Consider the following 12,991-nt stretch of genomic DNA (forward strand, 5'->3'; position numbering starts at 1 on the left):
ACTTGCCTAGAATTCGTCCACCTCTCCCACGCCTCGGGCCCCGTCCATGGTTCCTCACCTCATCACCGCGCTCACCGGCCCGATCAACGAACTGGAGCAGCGCATCCTCGAATCGCTGCCCGCCATCGAGCGCTGGTTCCGCCTCGAATGGATGGAGCACACGCCGCCGTTCTACACCTCGGTGGACGTGCGCAACGCCGGCTTCAAGCTCGCGCCCGTCGACACCAACCTCTTCCCCGGCGGCTTCAACAACCTCACGCAAGAGATGCTGCCGCTGGCCGTGCAGGCGGCGATGGCGGCGATCGAGAAGATCTGCCCCGAAGCGAAGAACCTGCTGCTGATCCCCGAGAAGCACACGCGCAACACCTTCTACCTGGCCAACGTCGCGCGGCTGAAGCAGATCTTTCACCAGGCCGGCCTGAACGTGCGCCTGGGCACGCTCGACGACACCATCAAGGCGCCCACGCAGATCGACCTGCCCGACGGCAGCTCGCTCACGGTCGAGCCGCTGGTGCGCACGCGGGGCCGCCTGGGGCTGAAAGACTTCGACCCCTGCACGATCCTGCTCAACAACGACCTGTCGGCGGGCATCCCGCCCATCCTCGAAAACCTGCACGAGCAGTACCTTCTGCCGCCGCTGCACGCGGGCTGGGCGGTGCGCCGCAAGACCAACCACTTCCAGGCCTATGAAGAGGTGGCGAAGAAGTTCGCCAAGCTGCTGGGCATGGACCCGTGGCTCATCAACCCGCTGTTCGCCCGCTGCGGCGAAGTCAACTTCACCGACGGCACCGGCGCCGACTGCCTGATGAGCAACGCCGAGGCGCTGCTGGCCAAGGTCAAGCGCAAGTACAAGGAATACGGCATCCAAGAGAAGCCGTTCATCATCGTCAAGGCCGACGCGGGCACCTACGGCATGGGCATCATGACCGTGCGCGACCCGAAGGAACTGGGCGATCTGAACCGCCGCTCGCGCAACAAGATGAGCGTCATCAAGGACGGCCAGGAGGTCAGCGAGGTCATCCTGCAAGAAGGCGTGCCGACCTACGAGCGCATGAACGACGCGGTCGCCGAGCCGGTGGTCTACATGATCGACCGCTACGTGGTCGGCGGCTTCTACCGGGTCAACGCCGAGCGCGGCATCGACGAGAACCTCAACTCCCCGGGGGCGAGCTTCGTGCCGCTGGCCTTCGCCGAGACCAACCAGCTGCCGCGCCCCGGCGCGAAGCCGGGCGCCAGCGCGCCGAACCGCTTCTACATGTACGGCGTGATCGCGCGCCTGGCGATGCTGGCGGCGAGCTACGAGCTGGAAGCGACGGACCCGGACGCCGAAATCTACGAGTAGGCCACCTCACCCCTGCGGAGAGGGGCGGGGCGAGGTTGTCGGCAGAAGATTGATTCAGCCGGCGGTTCTGCGCGGGCGCGAGCCCTCACCCCCATCCCTTCCCGCCGGCGTGGGGTGGGCGCCCCTGTGGCATTGCCGCGCAAATCTGAAGTTGCCGCGCCGCAACATCACCCTGTCAAGGCCGGTGGCGTGCGGGCCTCGGCGCACAATGTGCACCCTTCCGTCTCCTGAGCCGCCCCCTCCCGTGGGCCGCGGTGGATCGTGACCCAGCCTCGACCCAGCTCCGGCCTTGCGGCCCTCACGCTTGGCGCCATCGGCGTCGTTTATGGTGACATCGGCACCAGCCCGCTGTATGCGATGAAGGAGGTCTTCGCGCATGGGCGGGTGCCACTCACGCCCGACAACATCCTCGGCGTGCTGTCGCTGATGTTCTGGACCATCACCGTGGTGGTCTCCCTCAAGTACGTCGGGCTCATCCTGCGGGCCGACAACAACGGCGAAGGTGGCTTGATTGCCATGCTGGCGCTCGCGTCGCAGGCCGTGAAGGACCGCCCCCGGCTGCGCTCGTGGCTGCTGGTGCTGGGCATCTTCGGCACCGCGATCTTCTTCGGCGACGGCGTCATCACGCCGGCCATCTCGGTGCTGTCGGCGGTCGAGGGCATCGAGGTCGCCGCACCCGGCCTGCACCGCTACATCGTGCCGGTGACGCTGGTGGTGCTGACGCTGCTGTTCGTCGTGCAGCGCCATGGCACGGCGAGCATGGGCAAGTTCTTTGGGCCGGTGACGGCGCTGTGGTTCATCGTGATGGCGGTGCTGGGGCTGATGCACATCGGTGACGACCCGCGCGTGGTGCTCGCGCTCAGCCCGCACTACGCGATCGGCTTCATGCTGGCGCACCCCGGCGTGGCCTTCGTGGCGCTCGGCGCGGTGGTGCTGTGCGTCACCGGGGCCGAGGCGCTGTACGCCGACATGGGGCACTTCGGCAAGCGGCCGATCCGCATCGCGTGGTTTGCGCTGGTGATGCCGGCGCTGCTGATCAATTACTTCGGCCAGGGCGCGATGCTGCTCGCCCACCCCGAAAACGCGAGCAACCCGTTCTACGAGATGGCGCCCAAGTGGGCGCTGTACCCGCTGATCGCCATGGCGACCTGCGCCACCGTGATCGCCTCGCAGGCGCTCATCACCGCGGCCTTCTCGGTCACCAAGCAGGCCATCCAGCTCGGCTACCTGCCGCGACTGCGCATCCTGCACACCTCGGTGAAAGACACCGGCCAGATCTACGTGCCCTTCGTGAACTGGGGCCTGTACGTCTGTATCGTCTTCGCGGTCGTGCTGTTCGGCAGCAGCAGCAAGCTCGCCTCGGCCTACGGCATCGCGGTGACGATCGACATGCTGATCACCACGACGATGACCTTCTTCGTCATCCGCTACGGTTGGAAGTACCCCTGGGCGCTGTGCATCGCGGCCACCGGCTTCTTCTTCCTGGTCGATTTCGTCTTCTTCGCCGCCAACATCGTGAAGGTGATCGACGGCGGCTGGTTCCCGCTCGTGATCGGCGGCGTGATGTTCCTGCTGCTGATGACCTGGAAGCAGGGCCGCGAGCTGATGTACGCGCGGCTGCGCGAAGACTCCATCGACCTGAAGAGCTTCCTCGAAGCCGTGTTCGTGAACCCGCCCACGCGCGTCACCGGCACGGCCGTGTTTCTCGTCAGTGACCAGGGCATCACGCCCAACGCCTTGCTGCACAACCTGAAGCACAACAAGGTGCTGCACGACACCAACCTCTTCGTCACCGTGCGTCACCACGAGGTGCCGTGGATCAGCTTCGACCGGCGCTGCGAGATGGAGCCCCTGGGCAACAACTGCTGGCAGGTCACGCTGCACTTCGGCTTCAAGAACGAGCCCGACGTGCCCGAGGCGCTGCTGCTGCTGCGCGGCCAGGGTTGCCAGCTCGACGACATGGAGACCTCCTACTTCCTGTCGCGCGACATCGTCGTGCCCACCATCGGCGGCGGCATGACACCGTGGCGCGAGAAGCTCTTCGCCAGCATGCACCGCAACGCGGCCGCGGCGGCCGACTTCCTGAGCCTGCCGACCAACCGCGTGGTCGAGCTGGGTTCGAAGCTCGAGATCTGATCGCGGCGCTGTTCAGCGTTTGATCGCGCGATGACCCGCTCGCTGCTGCGCGACAGCTCCGTCTCCACCGTCACGGCGGGGTTCATCGCGGTGCTGGTGGGCTTCACCAGCTCGATCGCCATCGTCTTCCAGGCGGCCGTGGCGCTCGGGGCCGACACCGCGCAGGTCAGCTCGTGGATGTGGGCGCTCGGCGTGGGCATGGCCGTGTGCAGCATCGGCCCCTCGCTGTGGTGGCGCAAGCCGGTGATGATCGCGTGGTCCACGCCCGGTGCGGCGGTGCTCGCCACGGCCGGCGCGGGCGGGGCCTTCGGCATGCCCGAGGCGGTCGGTGCCTTCCTGGTGTCGGCGGCGCTGGTGGTCCTGGTCGGCGCGACCGGCTGGTTCGAACGCGTGATGGACCGCATCCCCATGCCCATGGCCAACGCGCTGCTGGCCGGCGTGCTGGCGCGCTTTGGGCTCGATGCCTTCGTCGCCGCGCAATCGGCCCTGGGCCTGGTGCTGGCGATGTTCGCGGCCTACCTCGTGGGGCGGCGCTTCTGGCCACGCTTCGCGGTGCCCGGCGTGCTGGCGCTCGGCGTGGCCTGGGTCGCGCTGGCGGGGCAGTTGCAGCTGCAGGCGGTGTCGTGGTCGCTGACCTGGCCGGTGTTCACCGCGCCGGTCTTCACGGGCTCGGCGCTCGTGAGCCTCGCGCTGCCGCTGTTCGTAGTGACCATGGCCTCGCAAAACCTGCCCGGCGTCGCCGCCATCCGCACCGCCGGCTACGACCTGCCGGTCTCGCGCCTGATCACGCTGAGCGGCGTGGCCACGCTGGTGCTCGCGCCCTTCGGCGGCTTCGCGCTCAACCTCTCGGCCATCACCGCGATGATCTGCATGGGCCGCGAGGCCCACGAAGACCCGGCACGCCGCTACGCCGCGGCCGTGGCCTGCGGGGCGATCTACCTGGTGATCGGTTGCTTCGGCGCGGCGGTGGCGGGGCTGCTGGTGGCCTTTCCGCGCGAGCTGGTCGCGGCCATCGCGGGCCTGGCCTTGCTGGGCAGCATCGGCGGCGGCCTGGCCGGTGCCTTGAAGGACGAGTCGCACCGCGAAGCCGCGCTCATCACCTTTCTCGTCACGCTCAGCGGGCTGAGCCTGTGGGGCATCGGCTCGGCCTTCTGGGGCGTGGTGGCCGGCGCGGTCGCGCTGTTTGTGCAAAAGTGGCGGCCCGCCTTGCCCTGATGACCCATCGGATTGCCATGAAGCTGCTGTTCGTCGCCGACCCTCTCGACGGGTTCAACACCCACAAAGACTCGACCTTCGCGATGATGCGCGAGGCCGCCTCGCGCGGGCACACGCTGCTGGCCTGCGAGCCCAAAGACCTGGTGTGGACACGCGGCGGCCGTGTCAGCGCCTGGCTGTGGCAGGTCACCCTCACCGGCGACGCGGTCAACTGGTACCTCGCCAAGGCCCATGGCGACCACCCCGTGGCGCTGGCCGATGTCGATGCGGTCGTGATGCGAAAGGACCCGCCCTTCGACCCCGAGTACTTCTACGCCACGCACCTGCTCGGCCAGGCCGAGCGCGAAGGGGCGCGCGTGTTCAACCGACCGGCCGCGCTGCGCGACCACCCCGAGAAGCTGGCGATCCTCGAATTTCCGCAGTTCATCGCACCGACGCTGGTGACGCGCAGCGAGGCCGAGGTGAAGCGCTTCCACGCCGAGCACAAGGACATCATCCTGAAGCCACTCGACGGCATGGGCGGCATGGGCATCTTCCGTGTCGGGCCCGATGGCCTGAACCTCGGCAGCATCACCGAGACGCTGAACCAGGGCGGCGCGCAGACGCTGATGGTGCAGCGCTACCTGCCCGCCATCGCCCAGGGCGACAAGCGCGTGCTGGTGATCGACGGCGAACCGGTGCCGTTTGCGCTGGCGCGCATCCCGCAGGGCAGCGAGATCCGCGGCAACCTCGCCGCCGGCGGCAAGGGCGTGGCGCAGCCGCTCACGGCGCGCGACCGCGAGATCGCCGAAGCGCTGGGGCCCGTGCTCGCCGCGCGCGGCCTGCTGCTGGTGGGGCTCGACGTGATCGGCGACTGCCTCACCGAGATCAACGTCACCAGCCCGACCTGCTTCCAAGAGATCACGCAGCAGACCGGCTTCGACGTGGCCGAGCGCTTCATCGATGCGCTGGAGGCAAAGCTCGCGGGGTGAGGCGGCAGCGGAGCTGGGGCCAAGTGTTTTCACCGCCAAGGCGCAAAGAACGCAAAGGTCGCCAAGAAAGAAGGAAGAGGCGCGGGGGCTCCGAGGCAACACCTTCTGAAACCCCTTGGCGTTCTTTGCGCCTTGGCGGTGAAAAAGACCACCCCACACCGCCGACCCACCTTTCAGCACACCCCCACCGAAACGCCACCCGGATAATCCGCCGCTTCGTTCTTCAATCGCCTCCGGGCATGCCATGGCCGTCCTCTCGCTTTCCAATGCCCACCTGGCTTTCGGCCACGTCGCCCTGCTCGACAACGCCGCGTTCTCGCTCGAAGCCGGCGAGCGCCTGGGCCTCATCGGCCGCAACGGTGCGGGCAAATCGTCTCTGCTGAAGATCATCGCGGGCATCGAGAAGCCCGACGACGGCCTCTTGCAGATGACCCAGGGCGTGCGCATCTGCTACGTGCCGCAAGAGCCGATCTTCGATGCCGCGGCCACCGTGTTCGACGTGGTCAGCGAAGGCGTGGCCGAGGCCAAGCGCGTGCGCCAGCAGTACGAAGAGCACGCCGAAGGCTGCGACCTCGACGCGCTGCAGACGCGCATCGAAGCCCTCGACGCGTGGACCTGGGAGCAGCGCGTGGACACCACGCTCGCGCAACTGCACCTCGACGGCGCGCGTGTCGTCGGTGAACTCTCGGGCGGCATGAAAAAGCGCGTGGCGCTCGCGCAGGCGCTGGTCGCCGTGCCCGAGGTGCTGCTGCTCGACGAGCCGACCAACCACCTCGACCTCGACTCCATCGCCTGGCTCGAAGAACTGCTGCGCGGCTTCAAGGGCAGCGTGATGCTGATCACCCACGACCGCGCCTTCCTCGACAACGTCTGCACCCGCATCATCGAGTTGGACCGCGGCCTGATCCGCAGCTACCCCGGCAACTTCAGCGCCTACGAGCGCACGAAAGAAGAACAGCTCGCGTCTGAAGCTCTGGCCAATGCGCGCGCCGACAAGCTGCTCGCGCAAGAAGAGGTGTGGATCCGCAAGGGCGTCGAAGCCCGACGCACCCGCAGCGTGGCGCGCATCGAGCGGCTGAAGGTGCTGCGCGACCAGCGCCAGAAACGGCGCGACTCGCTCGGCCAGGTGCGACTCGAAGTGGACTCGGGCGTGCCCAGCGGCAAGATCGTGGGCGAGTTGAAAGACGTGTCGCTGCGCTTTGGCGACAAGGTCATCGTCAAGGATTTCAGCGCCACCGTGCTGCGCGGCGACAAGGTCGGCCTGATCGGCCCCAACGGCGCGGGCAAGACCACGCTGCTCAAGCTCATCCTCGGTGAATTGCAGCCCGACAGCGGCACGGTGTGCCAGGGCGCGCGGCTCGAAGTCGCCTACTTCGACCAGATGCGCAGCACGCTCAACCTCGAAGCGACGCTGGCCGACACCATCAGCCCCGGCAGCGAATGGGTCGAGTTCAATGGCCAGCGCAAGCACGTCATGAGCTACCTGAACGACTTCTTGTTCTCACCCGAACGCGCGAACTCGCCCGTGCGCACGCTCAGCGGCGGCGAGCGCAACCGCCTGCTGCTGGCGCGCCTGTTCGCGCTGCCGGCCAACGTGCTGGTGCTCGACGAGCCGACCAACGACCTCGACATCGACACGCTCGAACTGCTCGAAGAACTGCTGCAGTCGTACGCGGGCACGGTGTTCTTGGTCAGCCACGACCGGCGCTTCCTCGACAACGTGGTCACCAGCACCATCGCGTGGGAAGGCGACGAATCGCCTGGCCTGTGGCGCGAGTACGAAGGCGGCTACGAAGACTGGAAGACCCAGCGCGCCCGCGCCCTGAGCCTGCGCGACAAGGCCAAACCGGCGGCTGCGGCGCCGGCCCCTGCTGCGGCTTCGGCACCGGCGGCCCCCGCGCCGGCCAAGCGCGCCAAGCTCAGCTACAAAGAGCAGCGCGAACTCGACGGCCTGCCCGCGCGCATCGAAGCGCTCGAAGCCGAACAAAAGCAGTTGAGCGAGCAACTGGCCGGCACCGAGATCTACATGGGCGACGCGAAGCTCCTGGCCCAGGCGCAGAAGCGTTACGCCGACCTCGACGGCGAGTTGCTCGCCGCGATGGAGCGCTGGGAAGAACTGGGCTCGAAATGAGCCAGGGCGCTGCCTCGACGGCACTGAGCTGGGATTGCATGCGAAGGAGTGTCGTCATCGCTTCTCTCTTGTTCAGCGCCCTGGGCGCCTTGGCCCAGTCGCCCCGGCCCGAGGCCGGCATCACCGTCGACAAGACATTCGCGGTGAGGCAGCTTGCCGCTGCACCCGTGCCCTGCATCGCCGTGGCGACAGACAGCGCCGAGGTCGAGGTGCTGCTGGGGAGGCGAGATCTGGAGGCGCTGGTCAAGGCCAGGCCGGCCGCCGACTGGGACACGATTCGCTTGAACAAGGCCGAACGTGAGGCCGGGCGCATGGCCCTGATCCACGGCAACCAGGCGAAGGCCCTGCTCGATGTGGCGACCGCTCCGCCCGATGAAAAGGGCTGTCAGACCGTCAGGGGGCCGTTGAGCGCCGATGTGCGCTACCTGCTCATCAGGGCGCTGGACCACGGACAAGCAGCCGTGCGCGATACCCGCAGCGGCCGACTGGTGCCGCATGTGCACGTCCGCTACTTCGGCGACCGCTGCGGGCCGATGTGCGGCCGGGGCGACATCCTGGTGCGTCTGCCCGATGCGGCAGCGCCGTTTCTCGCGGTGAGCTGGTGGGTGTCGTGAGCGCGCCCGCTCCCGGCCGCCGGCGCTGAAGTCAGCTCAAGACCGCAGCGCGCCGAACCACGAATCGGCCATGGCCGCCTTGTGCGTGCGGCTCAAGATCAGCCCCGACTGCAGGTACAGCGCGTTGAGCAGGCGCGCCGCGCGTTCGGTGTCGAAGCCCGGCCAGTCGGCGATCTCGCGCAGCGTGCTGCTCTTGCGCTGCAGCTTCTGCACCGCCGCGGCGAGCACGCCCGAGGCGCGCAGCACGCCCAAATCCAAGCCGGCGGCCACGCGGTAGACCACAGGACCGGCGATCTCGGGCAGCAGGCTCGTGCGCGAGCCGCGCAAGGCCAGTTCCCACAGCACCGGGCCCAGCGAGTGGTAGTGGTGCTCGTCGCCCACCAGCGACGCCTCGGCATCGCCGGGCGGCCGCAGCACCGCGGGCTCGACGTGCAGCACGCGCAGCTGCGTGGGGCGCTGTTCGAGCAGGTGGTTCAGGCTGATCGGGCAGTGCACCAGGCGTTCGCGCGCAAACACCGTCAGCGGCACGACCGATTCGCCCATCTGCAGGTGGATGACGACCTCTTGCGCGTGACGCACGCAGGCGGCCAGCACTTCGAGCACCTCGGACGACTGCCCGCCGCGCTCGAAGCGGCCCAGGTCGGCCAGCAGCGAGGGGCTCAGCGCCGACGCGTGCGGCCCTTCGGCCACCACGCCGAGCGCGCGGGGGCCGCCGGGCTCGTGCAGGTAGCGCTCGAAAGCGCTGACCCGCATCAGCTCGGGTTCGCCGAAGGGAATGGTGGGTTCGAACATCAATGGGAATTTGTCACGATCTGACACTGTAGAGGACGCCAATGTCCGGGGGCAAACCCTGCCCTGGGGGCCATGGGGTTTTGCGAACGCTCATGCGGAAGCGCCAGTTCGCCGCTCGCGGGCCCGCTGCAGGGCCGTCCAGAAGCGCGCGTCCTGCGTGGTGGCGAAGTTGATGCGCATCAGCGTGGTCGGCCGGGGTGTGGCGTGAAAGATCGAGCCGGGCGCGAGCAGCCAGCCGTCTTCGAGCATGTCGCGCGCGAGCCACTCGGTGTCCACCCCCACATCGACCCAGCCGAACAGGCCTTGCGGCGGCGCGACGAAGCGGCAGCCGGCCGCTTCGGTCAGGCGCACGCTGCGGGCGCGGGCAGCGTCGAGCTTTTGCACCACGCGCTCGGCGTGGCGGCGCAGCAGGCCCTGTTCGAGGCAGTGGGCGAGCGCCTGCTCGGTGAGGCCCGGCGTGCTGAGGCTGGTGAGCAGCTTGGTGTCGATGAAGCGGTCGGCCAAGGCGGGTGACGCGGCCAGGTAGCCCACGCGCCAGTTCGGCACCAGCACCTTCGAGAAGCCCGAGATGTAGACCGTGCGCTCCAGCCCGTCGAGGGCCGACAGGCGGGGCAGGTGCGGCGGCGCGAGGTGGGCGTAGGTGTCGTCTTCGGCGATCACGAAGTCGTTGGCCTGCGCGAGCTGCAAGAGCCGATGCGCGTGGCCCATCGACAGCGAGGCGCTGGTGGGGTTGTGCAGCACCGAGACGGTCACGTACAGGCGCGGGCGCTCGGCGGGTTTTTGCGCGTCGATCAGGCGCTGCATCACCGCGAGGTCGGGCCCCTCGGCGCCGCGTGGCACCGGCAGCACGCGCAGGCCCAGCGCCGCGAGCCGGGCGAATTCGACCGACCAGCCGGGCTCATCGACCAGCACGGTGTCGCCGGCACGCAGCAGCGTGCGGGTGACGACGTCGAGCGCCTGTGTGGCGCCGAGCGTGGTGACGATCTGCGCCGGCCCGGCCTTGATGCCCAGGTCGGCCAGGCGCTGGCCGAGCGCGCGGCGCAGGCGCAGGTCGCCGGCCGGCTCGCCATATTGCAGCGACAGCGCCGCGAGCTGGTCGCCGCTGGTGACACGGCGCAGCGCGCTGGCGAGCATGGGCAGGTCCAGCCATTCGACCGGCAGCGTGCCCAGGCCCGGCATGGCGCGCGCGCCGGCCGGCTGGAACATGTTGCGAGCGAGCGCGGTCGCGCTGACCGGTGGCAGTGGGCGCATCGCGGTCGGGGGGCGGGCCACGGACGCCGGGGCCGTGCTGCCGCGCACGAAGAAGCCGCGCTGCTTGCGCGCTTCGACCAGGCCGGCGGCGAGCAGGCGGTCGTAGGCGGCGACCACCGTGTGCGGGCTCACGCCATGGCGCCGCGCGCATTCGCGCACCGAGGGCAGCCGCGTGCCGGGCAGCATCAGTTGTTGGCGGATGCGCTCGGCAAAACGATCGGCGAGTTGTTCGGTGAGCGTCGCGTCGGCATGGCGCGACAGAACGGGCAGGGCGTCCATGGGCGTCGTCTGTGCTGGTGGCGAAGCCAGCACAGTGAGAGTGGTGTGCTGCAAAAGTGTACCGGTTGTGTGTTGGTGTCGGCGCCTAGACTGCCGCGCATGCTTCGACCTTCTTCCCCCGCAGCCGACGCCGCCGTGACACGCGGCATGGCCTATGGGCTTCTCGGCGTCGTGATCTTTGCGATGACCTTGCCGATGACGCGCTGGGCCGTCGGGCCGGCCAGTGACCCGCAACTGCCGCCGCTCTTCGTGGTGGCGGGCCGCGCGGCGCTCGCCGGGCTGCTGAGCGCGCTGTACCTGTGGGTCACGCGCGCGCCCGTGCTGCGCCGTGAAGACCTGCCCGCGACCCTGCTCTGCGCGGCCGGCACGGTGCTGGGTTTTCCGCTCGGGCTGGGCTGGGCGGTGCGCGAGGTCGAGGCGATGCACGCGGCGGTCATCACCGGGGTCTTGCCGCTGGCCACGGCGGTGGCGGCGAGCCTGGCCTTTCGCCAGCGGGCGTCGGCCGGCTTCTGGGGCTGCGCGGTGGCCGGCTGTGCGCTGGTCCTGGCGTTTGCCGCACGCGAGAGCAACGGGCTGCGCAGCGGCGACGCCTGGCTGCTGTTCGCGCTGCTGAGCGCCGCGATCGGCTACGTGGCCGGCGCGCGCCTGTCGCAGCGGGTGTCCCCGGCCCAGGCGATCTGCTGGGTGCTGGTGGTCTGTCTGCCCATCACCGGGCCGGTGGCCGTGGCGACCTGGCCGCGCACGCCGGTGCTGCCCAGCGCCTGGTGGGGCTTTGCCTACGTCACGCTGTTTTCGATGTGGCTCGGCTTCTTCGCGTGGTACCGCGGCCTGGCGCTCGGTGGCAGCCTGCGCGTGAGCCAGGTGCAACTGGTGCAGCCCTTCGTGACGATGCTGGTCGCCGTGCCCTTGCTGGGCGAGCGCCTGCGCTGGGATGCGCTGGTGTTCCTGCTCGCCGTGGTCGTGGTGGCCGCCCTCGGCCGGCGCATGCCGGTGGGTGCACCGGGCTCGGCGGCGGGCGTGTTCTCTTCTTTCAGGCGTGTGCCCCCATGACATCCATCGACCACCCCTGGCGGCTTGCGCGACGTGCGCAGCGCATGAACCCCTCGATCATTCGAGAGATCCTCAAGGTGACCGAACGGCCCGGCGTCATCTCGCTGGCCGGTGGCTTGCCGGCGCCTGAGGGGTTTCCCGTCGAGGCGGTGCGGGAGGCCAGCGCGCGCGTGCTGCGCGACGCGCCCCGCGAGGCGCTGCAATACGCCGCGAGCGAAGGCTTCGGGCCCTTGCGCGAGTGGGTGGCGCAGCACCTGCGCGAGGCGCAGGGCATGGTGGTGGACGCGGCGCAGGTGCTCATCACCACCGGTTCGCAGCAGGGGCTCGACCTGGCCGGCAAGGTGCTGATCGATGTGGGCAGCCGGGTGGCCGTCGAGTCGCCGACCTACCTGGGCGCTTTGCAGGCCTTCGCGCCCAGCGAGCCCGAGTTCGTGCCCGTGGCCTGCGACGGCGAAGGGCCCGTGCCCGAGGCGCTGGCACAGGGCGAAGGCGCACGGTTTCTGTACGTGCTGCCGACCTTCCAGAACCCGAGCGGCCGCTGCATGGGTGACGCGCGGCGCGATGCGCTGGTCAACGCCGCCCAGCGCATCGGCCTGCCGCTGCTCGAAGACAACCCCTACGGCGACCTGTGGTTCGACGCCCCGCCGCCGCGCGCGCTGGCCTCGCGCTGGGCCGAGGGCACGCTGTACCTGGGCTCGTTCTCGAAGGTGCTCGCGCCGGGCCTGCGGCTGGGCTACGTGGTGGCGCCGCCGGCGCTGTACCCGAAGCTCTTGCAAGCCAAGCAGGCGGCCGACCTGCACACCCCTGGCTTCAACCAGCGCCTCGTGCACGAGCTGGTGCGTGACGGCTTTCTCGACGCCCATGTGCCCGCCGTGCGGGCGCGCTACCGGGCGCAGCGCGACGCCATGCAGCGCGCGCTGCAACGCCACCTGCCGCCCGGCTGCCGCTGGGACGTGCCGCTGGGCGGCATGTTCTTCTGGGTGCAATGGCCGCCTGGCACCGATACCCTCGCGCTCTTGCCCCACGCCGTGCAGCGCGGCGTGGCCTTCGTGCCGGGCGCGGCGTTCGAGGCCGACGCCCAGGCGGTGAGCGCCTGGATGCGGCTGTCGTTCGTGACGGCCGCCCCCGACGACATCGACCGCGGCATCGCGGCCCTGGCCGAGGCCTGGGCCGCGCAGGCCTGACGCGTGGGCCGGACGCGTGGGCCGAA

General features: G+C 69.4%; 10 protein-coding genes. 8 read left to right on the forward strand and 2 right to left on the reverse strand.

The genetic code is table 11. From position 1 onward, the window contains the following. The first annotated feature begins 46 nt into the window (after nucleotides 1-46). The 6 genes from gshA to AC1KAT_RS21055 all read left to right on the forward strand — a co-directional run bounded on the left by gshA (nucleotide 47) and on the right by AC1KAT_RS21055 (nucleotide 8,409). The gene (gene gshA, locus AC1KAT_RS21030; RefSeq protein ID WP_480329071.1) at nucleotides 47-1,342 is read left to right on the forward strand and encodes a glutamate--cysteine ligase; all 1,296 of its coding nucleotides are present in this window, start codon (nucleotides 47-49) and stop codon (nucleotides 1,340-1,342) included. Nucleotides 1,343-1,603: 261 nt separating this feature from the next. After that, complete coding sequence (locus tag AC1KAT_RS21035) at nucleotides 1,604-3,478, forward strand: potassium transporter Kup (RefSeq protein ID WP_480329073.1); 1,875 nt, start codon at nucleotides 1,604-1,606, stop codon at nucleotides 3,476-3,478. Between the two features lie 30 nt (nucleotides 3,479-3,508). Further along, on the forward strand, nucleotides 3,509-4,693 hold the full coding sequence (locus tag AC1KAT_RS21040) for a benzoate/H(+) symporter BenE family transporter (protein ID WP_480329075.1): 1,185 nt from the start codon (nucleotides 3,509-3,511) through the stop codon (nucleotides 4,691-4,693). Nucleotides 4,694-4,710: 17 nt separating this feature from the next. Then, entirely contained in the window at nucleotides 4,711-5,664 is a 954-nt protein-coding gene (gshB, locus tag AC1KAT_RS21045; protein ID WP_480329076.1) for a glutathione synthase, read from the forward strand. Nucleotides 5,665-5,908: 244 nt separating this feature from the next. Further along, nucleotides 5,909-7,795 (forward strand): ATP-binding cassette domain-containing protein, encoded by a 1,887-nt coding sequence (locus AC1KAT_RS21050; protein WP_480329078.1) that lies wholly within the window; start codon nucleotides 5,909-5,911, stop codon nucleotides 7,793-7,795. Then, nucleotides 7,792-8,409, forward strand: coding sequence for a hypothetical protein (locus AC1KAT_RS21055; protein WP_480329080.1), 618 nt, complete (start codon nucleotides 7,792-7,794; stop codon nucleotides 8,407-8,409). Before AC1KAT_RS21050 ends, AC1KAT_RS21055 begins: the two co-directional genes overlap by 4 nt. A 36-nt stretch (nucleotides 8,410-8,445) precedes the next feature. On the opposite strand, the gene AC1KAT_RS21060 is transcribed toward AC1KAT_RS21055, so the two are convergent. Further along, nucleotides 8,446-9,201: a hypothetical protein gene (locus AC1KAT_RS21060; protein ID WP_480329082.1), complete on the reverse strand. Its 756-nt coding sequence runs from the start codon at nucleotides 9,199-9,201 to the stop codon at nucleotides 8,446-8,448. A 90-nt stretch (nucleotides 9,202-9,291) separates the two neighbouring features. Further along, nucleotides 9,292-10,731, reverse strand: coding sequence for an aminotransferase-like domain-containing protein (locus AC1KAT_RS21065; protein WP_480329084.1), 1,440 nt, complete (start codon nucleotides 10,729-10,731; stop codon nucleotides 9,292-9,294). A 99-nt stretch (nucleotides 10,732-10,830) separates the two neighbouring features. On the opposite strand from AC1KAT_RS21065, the gene AC1KAT_RS21070 reads away from it, so the two are divergent. Together AC1KAT_RS21070 and AC1KAT_RS21075 are read left to right on the forward strand one after the other, a co-directional pair. Then, the gene (locus AC1KAT_RS21070) at nucleotides 10,831-11,781 is read left to right on the forward strand and encodes a DMT family transporter (protein WP_480329086.1); all 951 of its coding nucleotides are present in this window, start codon (nucleotides 10,831-10,833) and stop codon (nucleotides 11,779-11,781) included. Continuing rightward, nucleotides 11,778-12,965, forward strand: coding sequence for an aminotransferase-like domain-containing protein (locus AC1KAT_RS21075; RefSeq protein WP_480329088.1), 1,188 nt, complete (start codon nucleotides 11,778-11,780; stop codon nucleotides 12,963-12,965). The genes AC1KAT_RS21070 and AC1KAT_RS21075 overlap by 4 nt, the downstream gene beginning before the upstream one ends. The last annotated feature ends 26 nt before the right edge of the window (nucleotides 12,966-12,991 follow it).

This window comes from Piscinibacter sp. PDB5-1 (genome assembly GCF_056676035.1).